Raw genomic sequence first — 15288 nt, 5'->3', positions numbered from 1 at the left:
CCCGCTCCCCCGGGAGCGTCGTACACACAGGAGTCAGAACAGATGAGCGACAGTCCGATCCGGTCCCTCGGTTACATGAGGATCGAGGCCACCGACGTCGATGCCTGGCGCGAGTACGGCCTCAAGGTGCTCGGGATGATCGAGGGCAAGGGGACCACCGAGGGGGCGTTGTACCTCCGGATGGATGAGTTCCCCGCGCGTCTGGTCATCGTCCCGGGTGAGCACGACCGGCTGGCGAGCTCCGGATGGGAATGCCCGAATGCCGAGGCCCTCCAAGATGTCCGCGATCGCCTCTCGGCGGCCGGCGTGATCTTCCGCGAGGGCAAGGACGATGAGCTCGCGGATCGCCGCGTCGTCGAGATGATCGTGTTCAAGGATCCCGCGGGCAACACGATCGAGGCGTTCCACGGCGTCGCACTCGAGCATCGGCGACTGGTGAGTCCGTACGGCCACCGGTTCGTCACCGAGGAGCAGGGGCTCGGACACGTGGTGCTGACGTGCGACGACGACAAGGCGGCGCTGGCCTTCTATCGAGATGTGTTGGGGTTCAAGCTGAGAGACTCGATGCGACTGCCGCCGCAGGCCGTCGGGCGTGAGGAAGGTGACGAGGCGCCCTGGCTCCGGTTCCTCGGCTGCAATCCGCGGCATCACTCCTTGGCGTTTCTGCCGATCCCCAACAGCACCGGCATCGTCCACCTGATGCTCGAGGTGGAGAACTCCGACGACGTCGGTCTGTGTCTGGACCGCGCACTGCGCAAGAAGGTGAAGATGTCGGCGACGCTGGGGCGACACGTCAACGACCTGATGCTCTCCTTCTACATGAAGACACCGGGTGGGTTCGACGTCGAGTTCGGTTGCGAGGGGCGAACTGTCGACGATCACGAGTGGGTCGCGCGGGAGAGTACCGCGGTCAGCTTGTGGGGCCATGACTTCACCGTCGGGTTCACGAGCTGAGATGACCCGAGCTGAGATGACGCGAACCCCGTACGGCTCCGACGATTTCGATTCGCGGCAGTTCCGCACCGCGATGGGACAGTTCTGCACCGGCGTCACCGTCATCACGACCCTCGACGGCGCCGGGGCGCCGGTCGGCTTCGCGTGCCAGTCGTTTGCCGCACTGTCGCTGGACCCGCCGCTGGTGATCTTCTGTCCGATGAAGACCTCGCGGAGCTGGAAGGTCATCGAGCAGACCGGCAACTTCTGTGTCAACATCCTGTCGAATCGTCAGCAGGATGTGAGTGCGGCCTTCGGGGCCCCGGGCGACGACAAGTTCCGCAACGTCACCTGGGATCCGTCGCCCGCGGGCCTGCCGGTGATCCGGCACGCACTCACCTGGGTGGAATGCGACGTGGAGCGGGTCACCGACGGTGGCGACCACCACATCGTCATCGGCCGCGCACGAACGCTCGGGGAAGTGTTGCAGGACAAGCCGTTGCTGTTCTATCGCGGCGGCTACCTGTCAACCGAGCATCCGCGGGTCACACCCGCACAGGCCGAATTGGAGAACTTCCTCACCTGGACCGGAGGCGACACCTGGCTATGAGCTCATCGACGAGCGAAGCAACCGACACCACCACCGCCGGTGGCCGGGGCGAGCGAGGCGACGGAGTCTTCGACCGTCCGGTCGACGTCACCCGACCGCTCACCGACGCCATCGCCGAAGCCGAGAGTCTGGTGGCCTCGGCGGGTTTCGTGGAGAGCGAGCAGGATCTCGCCGAGGGGTACGACTACCTCGCCGGCAGCATCGCCGCGATCGTGCAACTGGTCCGGTCCCGGCAGAAGAGTCACCCGAACTTCATCACCTCGACCGGACCGGCCACCAAGATGGGGCTCGACAACCCGGACACGCTCTACTATCACGCCGACGTCGAGCCGGACGGAACCTACATCGTCCGCGGGCATCGTGGCACCACAGTCGATCTGAGCTTCCAGGTGCTCGCGGGCGAGTACACGCCGTCGGCGGTCCCCGGTGGCGACGACGCCTTCGACGACCGGCGCGTCCCGATCGACGCGGACGGCGACTTCGAGATCACCTTCGGTCCACCGATCGACGGCACCCGCGATGACTACTTCGTCCTGGCCGAGGGCGCATCGATGCTCGCGGTCCGCGAGGTCTACGGCGACTGGACCCAACGCAAGGGCACGATCTCGATCGAACGCGTCGACACCGTCGGCTCCGCCCCGCCCGAGCCCGACCTCGCGCGGGTGGTCCGCCGCTATGCCACCGCCGGCAAGATGCTCACCTCGCGTATCAACACCTGGTTCAACTTTCCCAAGTGGTTCTATCTCGACGAACCGGTGAACACCTTCACCCCGCCCCGTCTGACGCCCGGAGGCCTGGCCACCCAGTACTCGTCGGTCGGGCACTACCGACTCGCCGACAACGAGGCGATGGTGATCACGGTGCCGAAGTCGGATGCGCCGTACCAGGGTTTCCAACTGGGCAGCATGTGGTACATCTCGCTGGACTACGTCAATCACCAGACCAGCCTCAACTCCGCGCAGGCGCAGGTCGACCCCGACGGCATGATCCGGATGGTGGTGTCGCGGCGTGACCCCGGCGTGGCCAACTGGATCGAGACCACCGGACGGGTCACCGGAATCATGCAGTTCCGTTGGCAGCGGACCGACCACCCGATCCCGCCCGAGGGCGGACCCACCGCCCAGGTCATCGACATCGATGACGTCGGCGCACATCTGCCGTACGCGTCACACAACTCCATCGATGCGGCCGGTTGGGCTGATCGAATCGCCGCGCGGCAGCGCGCCTTTGCCGAAAGGATGCTGGGATGAGCGGTGGCGGATTGCTGGCGGACAAAGTGGTGGTGGTTTCCGGGGTCGGGCCGGGACTGGGACGGTCGATCTGCCTGCGTGCGGCCGCTGCCGGCGCACGGGTCGTGTTGGCGGCGCGAACCGAATCGCGGTTGAAAGAGGTCGCCGCCGAGGTCGACGCGTTGGTCGCCGGGGGCACGTCGTTCGTGGTACCGACCGACATCACCGATGACGATGCCGTGAACGCGCTCGTCGCCGCAACCATCGAGGAGTTCGGCCGCGTCGATGTCGTGGTGAACAACGCGTTCGCTCTGCCGTCGATGAAACCGTTGGCGCGCACCGACTTCGACCAGATCTCGGCGAGTCTCGAGCTCACCGTGCTGGGCACGTTGCGGGTCATCAAGGCATTCACCGACCCGCTCGCGGAGACCAGCGGGGCGTTCGTCAACATCAACTCCATGGTGATCCGGCACTCCGAACCCCGCTACGGGAGCTACAAGCTCGCGAAGTCGGCGCTGCTCGCCATGTCGCAGACCCTTGCGACCGAACTGGGCGACAAGGGGATTCGGATCAACACGGTCGCCCCCGGCTACATCTGGGATGACCAGCTCAAGTGGTACTTCGGCGAGATCGCCAAGAAGTACGGCATCACCCCGGATCAGGTGTACGAGCAGACCGCGAGCAAGTCCGACCTCAAGCGGCTGCCCGAACCCGACGAGATCGCCGAGGCCGTGGTGTTCCTCGCCTCATCGATGGCGAGCGCGATCACCGGACACACCCTCGATGTGAACTGCGGGGAGTACCATGACTAGCTCTGCGGAAGCTCGTACGCCAGGTGCCGGGAGCGGAGCGGGCGGGTCTCGCACGAACGTCGGAACCGTCACCGATCTGCACGAGGCCGCCACGCGGGCAACGGGTCTCGACGACTTCGGGGACCAGGACTACCTCGAGGCCCTTGAGGTCCTCCTCGACTCCTACTCCCGAGACGCCGGACTGACCGAGCTCGGCAGCAAGATGTTCCGGTTCTTCCTCAAGGGCGCGCTGATCGCCCGTCTGCTGTCGGAAGCGTCGTGGAAGGCCAATCCGTCATACGTCGACGTGCCGGTCACGCGGCCGGTGTTCGTCACCGGGTTGCCGAGGACGGGGACCACCGCTCTGCATCGCCTGCTCACCGCGGACCCGGCACATCAGGGACTCGAGATGTGGCTCGCGGAGTTCCCGCAGCCGCGGCCGCCGCGGGAGACCTGGGCATCGAACCCGGTGTACCAGCAGATCAATGCCGGACTCGAACTGCATCACGTCGAGAATCCGGAGTTCATGGGCTTGCACTACCTGGAGGCGGGTGAGGTCGAGGAGTGCTGGCAGCTGTTGCGGCAGAACGTGATGTCGATCTCGTACGAGTCGCTCGCGTATCTGCCCACCTACTCACGGTGGCTGGCGCAGCAGGACTGGACACCCGCCTACGCACGCCATCGTCGCAACCTGCAGATGATCGGTCTGAACGATCCGGGCAAGCGGTGGGTGTTGAAGAATCCGAGTCACATGTTCGCGCTCGATGCGCTCATGGCCGCCTATCCGGACGCCCTGGTGATCCAGACACACCGTCCGCCGGAGACCATCATCGCGTCGATGTGCAGTCTGGCCGAGCATGCGACGCCGGGCTGGTCGACGACGTTCGTCGGCGACAAGATCGGCGAGGCGCAGCTCGAGTTGTGGTCCCGCGGCCTGCGAGACTTCGAGTCGTCGCGGCGCAATTATGATCCGGCGCAGTTCCTCGACGTCGACTTCACCGACCTCCGCAGCGATCCGTTCGGGACCGTCGAGCGCGTGTATTCCGCACTCGGCACCGACCTGTCCGAGGACGCCCGTGCGGCGATGATCGCCCTCGACGACGAGAGCAAGTCGGGGGATCGCAAGCCCCAACACCGGTACAGCCTGGGCGACTACGGCTTGACCGAGGCGCAGGTCGAGGCGGCGTTCTGACACTTCGGCGCACTATAGTCGGCCTATGGCCGAATCAGTCCGCCGCACGACCGAGGGCTTTCGACGCCTGATCGCGTTCTCGGATGCGGTGGTGGCGATCGCGCTGACGCTCCTGATCCTTCCGCTCACCGACGTCGCCGGCGAGATCCGGGACAAGACTTCGATGTCGGCGGTGTTCGAGGAGTATGCCGGGGCGGTGGTCAGCTTCCTGATCAGCTTCATCGTGATCTGGGTGCTATGGAAGCACCATCATCGCGTCATGGAGCATCTCCGCAGCTACGACGAGATGCTGTTCCGCCTGCACTTCGTCTGGCTGCTGACCATCGTGGTGCTGCCGTTCGCGACCGCGATGATCGACAGCAACGATCTCGTGAAGTACGGCAACGTCTTCTACATCGGAGTGCTGGCGGTGTCGATCTCGACACTGCTGATCATGGAACGATGGGTCCTCGGCCACCCCGACCTCCTCGCGGAAGACGCGGCAGCGGAGTACCGACAGTGGATGTCGGGACGAAACGGCTACGGCACCGTCGCCATGCTGATACTGGCGCTGGTGATCGCCGTGCTCATCCCCGCGGCGGGCAACTGGCCACTGTTCGTCCTTCTGCTGTCCGGACCCGTGGAGCGGCTGCTCTCCAAGCTGATGCCCTACCGCGGCGACGCGGACGAGGTCACCGCAGAACAACCCGATTGAGCTCCGCCACGACTTCGTGTGGCTGACCGAACAATTGCGCACTGCCATGTGCGCGTTTGAAATACAGCTGGATGTCGTGCTCGGCGGTGATGCCGATCCCGCCGTGCAGCTGGATACCCTCGCCGGTGACCGTGGTGAATGCCTCCGAACAGTAGACGTGTGCGGCCGCCGCCAGCTCGTCGGCGTTCGGATCGCCCGACGCGACTGCCGCAACCGCCGCACGGGAGATCGACCGTGCGGTCTCGACCAGCGCGTACATGTCCGCCATCCGGTGCTTCAACGCCTGGAACGACCCGATGATGCGGCCGAACTGCTTGCGCGACTTGGTGTAGTCGACGGTGAGTTCCAGCGCCGCGGCCGCCCCGCCGACCTGCTCGGCGGACAGGAGTGCCCACGCGAGCGTGCGCAGACGCCCGGTGAGATCGGGGCCGGACGAGATCGTCTGCGCGGCAACCTCATCGAACTCGATGCGGGCGAGTGGACGGCTGGGATCGACGACCGGCAACGGGACCACGGTGACGCCGGCTGCGGTGGCGTCGACGGCGTGCAGGGTGGCGGTGTCCGCGCCTCCGGCGAGGACGATCAAGAGGTCTGCGGACTCGCCGTCGAGCACGTAGTCGGCGGTGCCGGTGAGCAGTCCGGCGTCGGCGGTGACGCCGGGTCGGGCCCAACCGTCGGGGCCGGCCCAGCACAGCGTGGCGATCCGCTGCCCGGACGCGATGTCGGGGAGCAGGGCCCGGCTGATGTCGGCGTCGTCGGCGAGCAGGACGGCCGCGGTGGCCAACGCCGAAGCGAACACGGGAACCGGACTCAACGCGCGGCCGAGTTCCTCGAGAACGGCCGCGGTCTCGGCGAATGTTGCGCCGGCGCCGCCGAATTCCTCCGGAATCGGCAACGAGGCGACGCCGATCTCGGTGCAGAGCGTGGTCCACAGGCCACGGTCCAGACGCGGCGTGGCGGTCATGGCGGCGCGAGCGCTCGCGGAATCCGCGCGGCGGTCCACGAGGTCGCGGATGGCCTCCGCCAGGGCCTCGCGCTCTTCGGCGGAGATCGGGGTGGCGTCCACCCGGGATTCGGCAGTGTCCGTCACAACGACTCCAGCACTCGTTGACGAAGCGACGCGGGCGTACCCCAGGAGGTGAGTAGTGCGCGCGTCTTGGTCAGGTACAGCGAGAGGTCGTGCTCGGTGGTGTATCCGATGGCGCCGAGTACCTGTAGGGCGCGTCGCGCGGCCAGGTGGGCGGCATCGCCGGCGGCGACCTTGGCGGCGGCGACATCGCGCCGCACGTCGGTGTCCTCGGGAACCAGACCATCGATCCCGAGCGCTGCCGCGTGCACGAGCGGCCGGGCCATCTCGATCGCGATCGCGACATCGGCGAGATGATGCTTGACGGCCTGAAAGGAGCCGATCGCGCGACCGAACTGCTTGCGTGCCTGCGCATAATCGGCGGCGAGGGTCAGCATCGCACCACCCATGCCGATGAGTTGGGCTGCGGTCGCGAGAGTGCCGATGTCGACCGCGTCATCGATCGCGACGCCGTCGGCGAGGACGTCGCCGGGAAGGAGCTCGGCCAGAGTCCGGGTCGGGTCGACGGTGGCTTGTGCATCGCCGATTGTGGCCACGCTCAGCGCACCGTCACGCACGAGGTAGGCGACGTCCGCGACCGGTGCCAGCGGGGAGACCGGGGGAATCGCGCAGGTCCCGAAGGTCCCTTCGGCCAGTGCGCCGAGTCGTTCCCCGGTGATGTCGGCCGTCCGGAACAGCACGGGCAGCACCGCGATGCTCTCGACCACGGGTCCGGGCAGGGCGTGACGCCCGATCTGTTCCATCGCGACGACCATCTCGGTCGCACCCGCCGACGAGCCACCCGACGATTCGTCGATCAGCAGCCCGTTGACACCGGTGTCGGCCAGCGCGGCGAACACCTCCGTCACGGGTCCGCGGTCACCGTCGATCCAGGCGCGTGCGCGCGTGGGTACGTCGGCTTTCGTGAGCAGCGCGTCGACGCTCGACGCGAGGTCATCGTGTACGTCGGAGAGCAAAAACTCCATGTCTCACCTGTCTCCTCGCGGCAGGCCGAGGAGGCGCTCCGCGATCACGTTTCGCTGGATCTCGTTGGTACCGGCGTAGATCGGGCCGGACAACGAGAAGAGGTATCCGTCCATCCAGGCGTCGTCGAGCTCGGCGTCCGTACCCTGCAGGTCCAGCGCGGTCTCATGCGCCGCGATGTCCCACTGTGACCAGAAGACCTTGTTGATCGACGATTCCAGACCGAGTTGCCCGCCCGCCGCGAGGCGGCTGACCGTCTGGTAGGTCGACAGCTCGTAGGCGCGGGCGCCGATCCAGGCATCGGCGACGTGCGCGTCGACGCCCGACGTCGAGGGTGCGGAGTCACGGTTGCGTTTCCACAGATCCACGAGTCGGTCGGTGGTCGCGAGGAATCGACCGGGCGAGCGCAGGGACAGCCCCCGCTCGTTCGCGGCCGTGCTCATGGCCACCTTCCAGCCGTTGTCGACGGCACCGATCACACCGGAATCTCCCGGATTCGCGGGATCGTCGGGCACGAACACGTCTTCGAGGAAGAGTTCGGCGAATCCCGCCTCACCGTCGAGCTGGGCGATCGGGCGAACGGTGACACCGGGACTGCGCAGGTCGAACATGAAATAGGTCAAGCCCTTGTGGCGCTGGGCATCCCGGTCGCTGCGGAACAAGCCGAAGGCCCAATCCGCGAAGCTCGACCGCGAACTCCACGTCTTCTGGCCGTTGAGCAGCCAGCCGCCCTCGGTGCGCGTTGCCGTGGACCGGAGCGACGCGAGGTCACTGCCGGCCTCGGGTTCGCTCCAGGCCTGCCCCCAGATGTCGTCGGCGCGTGCCATCCGCGGCATGATGCGAGCGAGTTGGTCCGGATGTGCATGTTCGAAAAGGGTTGGGGCGAGCAGGAAGATGCCGTTCTGGCTGACCCGGCCGGGTGCGCCGGAGCGGTAGTACTCCTCCTCGAAGATCACCCAGTGCAGGAGCGGGACGTCGCGGCCACCGTATTCCTCGGGCCAGCTCACCACGGACATGCGGTCGGCCGCCATCGTGCGTTCCCACTCGCGGTGCGCTTCGAACCCTTCCGCGGTGTCCATCGACGGGAGCGGCTGTGCCGGAACATGATCGGTGAGCCATGACCGGATCTCCGCCCGGAACTCCTCGGCGTCACCGTCGAACAAGAGATCCATGTCAGTTCCCCGAACCGGTCGTCGCGGTGGCCGAGGACTTCATCGACTTCGCATCCATGCCGCCGAGCGAGTCGCCGCCCGATTCGGCGTTGGCCGAGTGCGCGAAGTGATGCCAGCCGAACACCGAGTCCATCGAATTGCGCAGCCCCATCTGGTCTTCGCAGATGTTGACCGCCTTCTTGCTGAGGAACAGACCCTGCAAGGGCATGGCGACCATCTTCTCCGCGATCGAGTCGACCTTGGTGGCCAACTCGTCCCGGGGCACGACGTGATTGACCATGCCCCATTCGGCGGCCTGTGCGGCGGTGAACCGTTCGCCGGTGAACAGGATCTCCTTGGCGCGGCGGGTGCCGAGCGCGTAGGCATGCGCGAAGTACTCGACACCAGGGATGCCCATGCGCGCGACGGGGTCCGAGAAGAACGCGTCGTCGGACGCGACGATGAAGTCGCAGATCCAGGCGAGCATGAGCCCGCCGGCGATGCAGGCACCGTGTACCTGCGCGATGACCGGCTTCGGGATCTCCCGCCAGCGGCGGCACATACCCATGTACACCTCGGTCTCGCGGGCCAGGCGCTGATCGGCGCCGGACTTGTCGGTGTGATCCCAGTGCAGCGCGGCGACGTTGTCGTAGTACGAGTCGAAGTCGCGTTCGGGTGTGCCGATGTCATGGCCGGCCGAGAAATGCTTGCCGTTCGCGCGGAGCACGATGACCTTGACGGCGGGGTCGTCGACGGCCTTTCGGAAGGCCGCATCGAGCGAATAGGTCATCACCGAGTTCTGCGCGTTGCGGTACTCGGGTCGGTTGAGCGTCACATAGGCGACGGCGCTCTCGGGGCCGCCGACCTCGTAGGCGACCGGCGACGTCTCCGGCCCGAGGTCGTCGGGGCCCAGTGGTAGCGGGATGACGGCTTCACTCATGACCCCGAGCCTAACCTAGCAAGTGCTTGGTTGGTAGTGAGGCCTCCGCCGCGGCCGGGTCAGGGCCTCATGTGCTCGAAGAACGTCTTGGGTTTCCAGTCGGTGGTGTACAGCGACCCGAAGTTCGCCTCACCCTGCGTGCTCCGCGTATTGGTGTCGCGGATGGAGTACACAAAAGCCGGCCCCGCGTAGTCGAGCCCGGCGATCGCGCCCAACACCAGTTCGATCTGACGTGCCTGCTCAGCCTGGGTCACGTTGAACGCGCCGCCGAGCGTGGCCAGCCAGGCCGGGCCCCAGCGCGGGCCGGTCGGTGCGCCGAACTCGGTGAACCAGATCTTCTTCGACGCGTCGCCCTTCGCGACCATGAGCGCCCGCACCGACGCGACGTCGAGCCAGCCTCGTGACTTCGCCCCGGCGAGGGTGCCGTCACCGCCGGCGATGTAGGGATGCATGGCCAGGGCGTCGAAGAATCCGTGCGCGCCCGCGGCGTACATCGCGGTGACGAAGGCGGGCGGGGCGTCGGCGCCATCGCCGCGGGACAGCCCGGCGGCGATGACGGGAGTCGCCGGCGCGACCGACTTCAGCGCAGGGTAGGCCGCTCGGAGGATCTTCGTGTAGCTCGCCGCACGGTTCGACCACTGCCCGCCGAAGAAGATCGGCAGGTTCGGTTCGTTCCAGATCTCGTAGGCATCGGTTCGGGAGCCGTAGCGCTGTGCGTACTGACGGGCGAATGTCGCGAATGTAGTGGGGTCTCGCGGCGGCGCCGTGCGGCCGACGACACCGCTGCGGCCGTTCGCCCATGTGGGGGCGAACGTCAGGTTGGCGAGGATTCTGATGTCGCGGGCCTGCGCCTGGTCGTAGATGTAGTCGAGGGCGGACCAGTTCGGCTTGCCGCGCTGTGGCTCGATCCGACTCCAGTCGACGCCGAGTCGCATCCACGACCCGCCGGCCGCCCGGATGGCGTCGAGTTCGCGTGCCGTATCGGCGCGCGAATTGGTGAAGATCATCGCGCCGCCGTCGCTGAACCCGTATCCGGCGTCCGGGATGGTCGGCCGGGCCTGGGCGGGCGCCACCGACCACGACAGCATCGCGAGGGTCATCGCGATCACGAAGATCAGACTTCTGCTTCTCATGGAGCTCCCCGACGTCGGCACCGTCTGTCGTGCATGTCACCTGCCATGCCAGCGCCTCTCCGGCCGCTGCGCGAGCGATGTAGGTGATCTGTGACGAAGACGTGATGGTGCAGCGGGGTGCCCTCGGTGTGATCGATGTCTCGCTCCGAGAGTGGAACCGGCACGTGAAGCGCTGCGTCAGATTCGTGACTTGCGATTGCGAGCCATGCTGCCGAACTGATGTGGGGGCGTTGAGTAGATGGGTTCACCGGATTCAGAGGTCTCGGTCGACCTCGACGATGTGGCGACGATCGCCAGGGTCATCGCCTCGATGGGGGAAACCTCGCGGGATGGTTGGAAGGTCCTGCACAGGACCGCGGACCTGTTGCGCGAGGGGTGGATCGGTCGACGCGGAGATACCTTCGAGACCGAGTTGGCCGATCTGCGCAAGCGTGTGGAGAGTGCGCCCACGCGGCTCGACGAGATTCCTCCGAAGTTGACCAACGCGGCTCGGACCTTCGAGGCGTAGGACTCCCGCTCCGCCTACGAACTCGAACGACTGGTGCTGTGATGGCCGGCCGGTTGGTCTTTGATCTCGAACAGATCCGCGATGGTAAGCGACGATTCGACTCATTCCGGTCGGAACTCGAATCGGCGACGAAGCAGGTGCGCGGGGAGGCGGTGCGATCTGAGGTCACTTTTCGGGGTGAGTCGGGTGACAGATTCCGTGAACTGACCGAGGAGTGGCTCGGTGTCTCCAAGGAGCTCGACGCGGCGCTGGGTGCGCTGTCGGACTGGCTCGGTGACGTCGGTGACGGTTACGAAAAGGCGCACAAGATCAACCGTTCGATGTTCGGTGGTGGCTGATGCCCACGGACATCGTCTATGAGCGGTACTTCCAGATCGCACGTGCAGCCGATGACGCCTCGCAGCATCTTGCCGATGGTGCAGCCGTTCTGATCTCGTCACTCGCCGGCACGGGGTCGATGGCGGGCTCGGATGTCGCAGGTAACCAGTGGGGTGCCGAGTACGACGCCGGCGCCAAGACGATGATCTCCGGGATCACCGGCACGTCGGCGGCACTGGTGTCGTTCTCGTCCCGGGTGAAGCAGACAGCCTACAACTGGGCGGAGTCGGATGGTCTGACCTCGGTGCCGGGTGAACATCGCATCAGTGGGGTTACGCCAATCGTGGCGGATTCGCTTCCACCGCCGAGTGCTGTCGGCGACTCGGGCGCGGGGCTCCAAGGCGTGATCGATCTGGTCGGTGAGATCGGTGTACCGGTACCGAACGGCGACACCGGAAAGCTCGTCAGTGCCGCCGACGCGTGGAACGCCTTTCTCGGAGGCGGTGTCGCTTCTGCGATTCGCTCGATGGAGAGCGGGGGCCGCATCATCGTGGATGATCGGAGCCCCGAAATCGACCTGATAGAGGGGGAGTTCACCACTCTCAAGTCAGCGGTCGACGAGGTAGACGCCGGCGTACGGCACCTCGGGGCGGCGAGCGGTGAATTCAAGAAGACGCTCGACGACCTCCGCAGCGACATCAAGGACGCCGTCGAACAGATGATCGCCGAACAGGTGGCGGCGACCGCGGTCGGGATCGCGCTCAGCTTCGTGACCGCCGGCATTGCGACCGCGGCGGGTGTCGGGGTTGCAGCATCGAGAATCGCGTCCACGGCACGCAAGATCAAGGGCTTCATCGATCTCGTCAAGAACTCCGCCAAGCTATCGAAAACAGGGAAGATGGTGGGCCACGGGCTGTCTGAGCTCGATACCAAGATCGACGAGATCGTAGGGCGATCCCCGAAGACCCTGAGTGGGAAGGCAGACGATCTACCCAAGCCTATTCCGAAGTCGGTGCAGGACACGATCGACTATGCGCGGAAGCCCGGAAGCGTGTCACATGTGGTCGACAAACCGGAGCACAAGCTCGGCCCGCTGGTTGACCAGTTCGAGTCCCCGGCAGACTTCGTCGAGTCGCTCGTTCGTAAAGTCAAGGAGGTTCCGGACCTTTCGCCCGGCACCGTGTACGACGCACGAAATCCGATCACAGTTATCGTCAACGGAACCGAGGTGGAGGTCCGAGGTTCTATGACTCGGCAGGAGTGTTCAAGATCGGAACCGCATACATCCCGTGACGAACTCGCAGGCGAAAGGTGTAACTGTGTCCAATGACGATGCACGACAACTGACTCCCGACGAGGAGGAGCTGATTGGCCGATTCATCAGTGTCCTGCCCGAACCGGAGCGGAATGTCCTTCGGGATCAGCTCGAGCACGCGTCTGTCGTCCGAGGCGATTCGCCGATCCAGGTGTCCCTCACCGTGGGCTCGGCGGCGAGATCTGCCGATCTGTCCGACGGACCGCTGCCGGTCGCTGCCCAGGCGTGGGACGGAGGAGACTACCTCGGCGAGGTGATGCTGTTCGTCTCGGACGGGCGGATGTCGTTGCTCGAGTTCGCGTGGGTGACCGATGAAAGGCCCTCTGCGTTCCCGCCTCTCGACTCCATACGCTTTGGAGCGGTGTGAGCGATCCTTCCGCCGAGGCCCGACCCAACCGGACACCGCGGACATCACGAGCGGCCCGACCACTCACCGATCGTGAGATCGACATCCTCTCGCACATCCTCCGCCTCGTGTCCGGAGATGCAGGTGCGATCCTGCGGACTCAACTCGATCAACTCAGGATCGTCCAGGGCGATGCCCGGCACAGCGCTTCTGGCAGTTCGAGAATCCATCAGTCCGGCCTGCCCGGATCCCCGACGGGCCACCGCCAGTGGCGGCCGAGGTGTGGGTTGAGCGCGAGTTCGTCGGGGAGATCATCGTCTTCGTGACGAAGGGACTTCTCAGTTCTTTCGAGTTCGCGTGGGTCACCCGAGATCCGCCAGGCGACCTACCGGATCCGGATTGCGTCGCGTACCACGCGTGACATCGACGGCGACGACGTTGACATCCTGCGGCTGATCGGTTGTCTCACTCGTTTGGGCGTAGCGCCGCATGATGTCCGTTCATCCCACCCTCAGGGTGCCAATGCACGTAGTGCTGGGGATGGCCCAGAGCGCATTGCGGTTCACCGCACTGAACGTGACGCGTACCGTGCCGGGCCCGGTGTTGACGTGGAACGTCGGGCCGCCGACGTAGAGGCCGATCGATGCGGCATTGACGGCGGCGCCCTTGCGCCCGGTGGTCAGGTTGTGCCACTCCAGCCGCCCGACCGACTGATAGCCGCCGGTGGGAATCCAGAAACTCGACACGTCGCGAACCCGGGCGACGACCCGACCCCGTCCCTCCGGACTGACGAAGAGTCGGGCCGTGCTGAACGGCTGGTCGACGATGTTCGGGCTGACGCCCCAGCAGCGCTCCAAGGGGACGACGGTCTCCGCGGCGGCCGTACCCGTCCCGATCGAACCGAGTCCGACCGCCGCAGCGACGGCCAGCAGTGTGCCGCCGAGGCGGGTGCGTAGTGGGCGTGAGCGCATGGTGCTGTCTTTCGTGAGGGATCGCGGTGTTGCCCACCGTTCCGTGACGCACGGGGCTGGTGCTACCCGATTGCGTGAACCGTGTCGCTTCCGTGACCGATATGTCCACTTCTCGAATGAACCGCCTCATGCCAGGTGGCTGGAGATCCCGTCGGCCGCCGACCGCGTTGCGGCGGCGAGGTCGTCGAGCTCGCCGACGGACAGAGTCGTGTTGGGGCAGGCGACGATGGATGCCACCACGCGCCGCGAGGCGTCGATGATGGGAGCGCCGATGGTCACCGCAGCGATCTCGCCGTCGAGCTCGTCGGGCAGGTAGTCGATCACCGACAGCTCGGTCAACAGGTCCCCGACCTTGGCGCGCAGCCGGTCGGACATGGAGTCGAGCGAACTCAGGGCATCGACCATCGCGACGTGGTCGTCGGTCATCCGCTCGATCGAATACCCACGCTCGACGATGACGTCGAGCACCATGCGCAGACGGGTCCGAGTCGCCTCCGGCGCCTGTGCGATCCAGGTTGCGCGGATGTCCTCGGGCTCCCAGGCGATGAACTCACGGCAGATGGGTGGGCGCAGCCGGATGCGCTGTCCGAACCGGAACCACGGTGACGCCTCGCCCGCATCGGTCGGCCTGCCGCCGGAGTGATCGGCGAGGTGGTCGGGCACAACGTGGTCTGCAACCGTGATCGCGTCGGGCGACGTGCGGCGCGCGACGAAGCATGCGAAACCGGTCCGGTCGCTGAGCTCGCGGGCGGCGCCGCCGGCCCATCGGCCCAGGTGGTCGGCATCTCCGGCGGTCCGTGCCATGGTCACAAAACCGGGCCCGAGACCGTAGGTGCCCGACGTCGGGTCGCGGACCAACCATCCGCGTGTCACCAGTTCGCCGACGATCGCGTGTGCAGTGGCGCGCGAGAGCCCGATCTGGCGGACAATTTCGGCAAGCGTCAGTGACGGCTGATCCGGACCGGCGAGGAGTTCGACGATGCTGATCACTCGCGCGGTCGGGGGCGAGCCTGGTTGACGCGCGTCGGCGGGGTCACTTACGGTCTGTGTCACATAGTCAATACTGAGTGTCGAATATTCGACATGTCAAGGGAGATGGTCACGGGT

The 15288-nt window shown here is 66.1% G+C and carries 18 protein-coding genes; 10 read left to right on the top strand and 8 right to left on the bottom strand.

The window, feature by feature from the left end; genetic code table 11:
* Positions 1-42: 42 nt before the first annotated feature.
* The 6 genes from hsaC to D7316_RS12060 are packed head-to-tail and all read left to right on the top strand — an operon-like array spanning position 43 to position 5449.
* Complete coding sequence (gene hsaC, locus D7316_RS12085) at positions 43-954, top strand: iron-dependent extradiol dioxygenase HsaC (RefSeq protein ID WP_124708461.1); 912 nt, start codon at positions 43-45, stop codon at positions 952-954.
* A gap of 16 nt (positions 955-970) precedes the next feature.
* Positions 971-1543 (top strand): 3-hydroxy-9,10-secoandrosta-1,3,5(10)-triene-9,17-dione monooxygenase reductase subunit, encoded by a 573-nt coding sequence (gene hsaB / locus D7316_RS12080; RefSeq protein WP_124711289.1) that lies wholly within the window; start codon positions 971-973, stop codon positions 1541-1543.
* The gene (locus D7316_RS12075) at positions 1540-2793 is read left to right on the top strand and encodes a hypothetical protein (protein WP_232016880.1); all 1254 of its coding nucleotides are present in this window, start codon (positions 1540-1542) and stop codon (positions 2791-2793) included. Before hsaB ends, D7316_RS12075 begins: the two co-directional genes overlap by 4 nt.
* A complete protein-coding gene (locus D7316_RS12070) occupies positions 2790-3584 on the top strand; it encodes an SDR family oxidoreductase (RefSeq protein ID WP_124708460.1) in 795 nt (264 codons plus the stop codon). The genes D7316_RS12075 and D7316_RS12070 overlap by 4 nt, the downstream gene beginning before the upstream one ends.
* Positions 3577-4755, top strand: coding sequence for a sulfotransferase family protein (locus tag D7316_RS12065; RefSeq protein ID WP_124708459.1), 1179 nt, complete (start codon positions 3577-3579; stop codon positions 4753-4755). Before D7316_RS12070 ends, D7316_RS12065 begins: the two co-directional genes overlap by 8 nt.
* A 25-nt stretch (positions 4756-4780) precedes the next feature.
* A complete protein-coding gene (locus tag D7316_RS12060) occupies positions 4781-5449 on the top strand; it encodes a TMEM175 family protein (protein ID WP_124708458.1) in 669 nt (222 codons plus the stop codon).
* On the opposite strand, the gene D7316_RS12055 is transcribed toward D7316_RS12060, so the two are convergent.
* From D7316_RS12055 to D7316_RS12035, 5 genes are read right to left on the bottom strand one after another with little or no spacing between them, the layout of a single operon-like run.
* The gene (locus D7316_RS12055) at positions 5427-6539 is read right to left on the bottom strand and encodes an acyl-CoA dehydrogenase family protein (RefSeq protein ID WP_197718226.1); all 1113 of its coding nucleotides are present in this window, start codon (positions 6537-6539) and stop codon (positions 5427-5429) included. The two genes, D7316_RS12060 and D7316_RS12055, sit on opposite strands and share 23 nt — an antisense overlap.
* Entirely contained in the window at positions 6536-7501 is a 966-nt protein-coding gene (locus D7316_RS12050) for an acyl-CoA dehydrogenase family protein (protein ID WP_124708457.1), read from the bottom strand. Before D7316_RS12050 ends, D7316_RS12055 begins: the two co-directional genes overlap by 4 nt.
* A 3-nt stretch (positions 7502-7504) precedes the next feature.
* Positions 7505-8671: an acyl-CoA dehydrogenase family protein gene (locus D7316_RS12045; RefSeq protein ID WP_124708456.1), complete on the bottom strand. Its 1167-nt coding sequence runs from the start codon at positions 8669-8671 to the stop codon at positions 7505-7507.
* A 1-nt stretch (position 8672) separates the two neighbouring features.
* Positions 8673-9590, bottom strand: coding sequence for an enoyl-CoA hydratase (locus tag D7316_RS12040; RefSeq protein WP_124708455.1), 918 nt, complete (start codon positions 9588-9590; stop codon positions 8673-8675).
* Between the two features lie 59 nt (positions 9591-9649).
* Positions 9650-10723 carry a beta-galactosidase gene (locus D7316_RS12035; RefSeq protein WP_124708454.1) on the bottom strand — a complete coding sequence of 358 codons (1074 nt, stop codon included), beginning with the start codon at positions 10721-10723 and terminating at the stop codon, positions 9650-9652.
* Between the two features lie 238 nt (positions 10724-10961).
* Between D7316_RS12035 and D7316_RS12030 the strand changes: the two genes are divergently transcribed.
* The 4 genes from D7316_RS12030 to D7316_RS12015 are packed head-to-tail and all read left to right on the top strand — an operon-like array spanning position 10962 to position 13231.
* On the top strand, positions 10962-11231 hold the full coding sequence (locus tag D7316_RS12030) for a WXG100 family type VII secretion target (RefSeq protein WP_124708453.1): 270 nt from the start codon (positions 10962-10964) through the stop codon (positions 11229-11231).
* Between the two features lie 41 nt (positions 11232-11272).
* Positions 11273-11569, top strand: a complete 297-nt coding sequence (locus D7316_RS12025) for a WXG100 family type VII secretion target (protein ID WP_124708452.1) — start codon at positions 11273-11275, stop codon at positions 11567-11569.
* Positions 11569-12879 carry a colicin D family protein gene (locus D7316_RS12020; RefSeq protein WP_124708451.1) on the top strand — a complete coding sequence of 437 codons (1311 nt, stop codon included), beginning with the start codon at positions 11569-11571 and terminating at the stop codon, positions 12877-12879. Before D7316_RS12025 ends, D7316_RS12020 begins: the two co-directional genes overlap by 1 nt.
* Positions 12869-13231, top strand: coding sequence for a hypothetical protein (locus tag D7316_RS12015; RefSeq protein ID WP_124708450.1), 363 nt, complete (start codon positions 12869-12871; stop codon positions 13229-13231). Before D7316_RS12020 ends, D7316_RS12015 begins: the two co-directional genes overlap by 11 nt.
* Before the next feature lie 44 nt (positions 13232-13275).
* Here the strand turns inward: D7316_RS12015 and D7316_RS27125 are convergent, their stop codons facing one another.
* From D7316_RS27125 to D7316_RS12005, 3 genes are all read right to left on the bottom strand, one after another.
* On the bottom strand, positions 13276-13440 hold the full coding sequence (locus D7316_RS27125; protein WP_164473776.1) for a hypothetical protein: 165 nt from the start codon (positions 13438-13440) through the stop codon (positions 13276-13278).
* Between the two features lie 270 nt (positions 13441-13710).
* On the bottom strand, positions 13711-14181 hold the full coding sequence (locus tag D7316_RS12010; RefSeq protein ID WP_124708449.1) for a hypothetical protein: 471 nt from the start codon (positions 14179-14181) through the stop codon (positions 13711-13713).
* A gap of 126 nt (positions 14182-14307) precedes the next feature.
* Positions 14308-15234: an IclR family transcriptional regulator gene (locus tag D7316_RS12005; protein WP_124708448.1), complete on the bottom strand. Its 927-nt coding sequence runs from the start codon at positions 15232-15234 to the stop codon at positions 14308-14310.
* Positions 15235-15288: the final 54 nt, after the last annotated feature.

Source organism: Gordonia insulae, assembly GCF_003855095.1.
GTDB classification, from domain to species: Bacteria; Actinomycetota; Actinomycetes; order Mycobacteriales; family Mycobacteriaceae; genus Gordonia; species Gordonia insulae.
Note: the sequence above shows the minus strand (reverse complement) of the source record. Positions and strands in the feature narration are given on the sequence as shown.

Excerpts from the sequence above, each read along its gene's own strand:
- D7316_RS12020 (WP_124708451.1), top strand. The coding sequence starts at position 11,569 with ATGCCCACGGACATCGTCTATGAGCGGTACTTCCAGATCGCACGTGCA.
- D7316_RS27125 (WP_164473776.1), bottom strand. The coding sequence starts at position 13,440 with ATGGATTCTCGAACTGCCAGAAGCGCTGTGCCGGGCATCGCCCTGGAC.
- D7316_RS12040 (WP_124708455.1), bottom strand. The coding sequence starts at position 9,590 with ATGAGTGAAGCCGTCATCCCGCTACCACTGGGCCCCGACGACCTCGGG.
- D7316_RS12010 (WP_124708449.1), bottom strand. The coding sequence starts at position 14,181 with ATGCGCTCACGCCCACTACGCACCCGCCTCGGCGGCACACTGCTGGCC.
- D7316_RS12075 (WP_232016880.1), top strand. The coding sequence starts at position 1,540 with ATGAGCTCATCGACGAGCGAAGCAACCGACACCACCACCGCCGGTGGC.
- hsaC (WP_124708461.1), top strand. The coding sequence starts at position 43 with ATGAGCGACAGTCCGATCCGGTCCCTCGGTTACATGAGGATCGAGGCC.
- D7316_RS12065 (WP_124708459.1), top strand. The coding sequence starts at position 3,577 with ATGACTAGCTCTGCGGAAGCTCGTACGCCAGGTGCCGGGAGCGGAGCG.
- D7316_RS12035 (WP_124708454.1), bottom strand. The coding sequence starts at position 10,723 with ATGAGAAGCAGAAGTCTGATCTTCGTGATCGCGATGACCCTCGCGATG.
- hsaB (WP_124711289.1), top strand. The coding sequence starts at position 971 with ATGACGCGAACCCCGTACGGCTCCGACGATTTCGATTCGCGGCAGTTC.
- D7316_RS12030 (WP_124708453.1), top strand. The coding sequence starts at position 10,962 with ATGGGTTCACCGGATTCAGAGGTCTCGGTCGACCTCGACGATGTGGCG.
- D7316_RS12070 (WP_124708460.1), top strand. The coding sequence starts at position 2,790 with ATGAGCGGTGGCGGATTGCTGGCGGACAAAGTGGTGGTGGTTTCCGGG.
- D7316_RS12060 (WP_124708458.1), top strand. The coding sequence starts at position 4,781 with ATGGCCGAATCAGTCCGCCGCACGACCGAGGGCTTTCGACGCCTGATC.
- D7316_RS12025 (WP_124708452.1), top strand. The coding sequence starts at position 11,273 with ATGGCCGGCCGGTTGGTCTTTGATCTCGAACAGATCCGCGATGGTAAG.
- D7316_RS12045 (WP_124708456.1), bottom strand. The coding sequence starts at position 8,671 with ATGGATCTCTTGTTCGACGGTGACGCCGAGGAGTTCCGGGCGGAGATC.
- D7316_RS12050 (WP_124708457.1), bottom strand. The coding sequence starts at position 7,501 with ATGGAGTTTTTGCTCTCCGACGTACACGATGACCTCGCGTCGAGCGTC.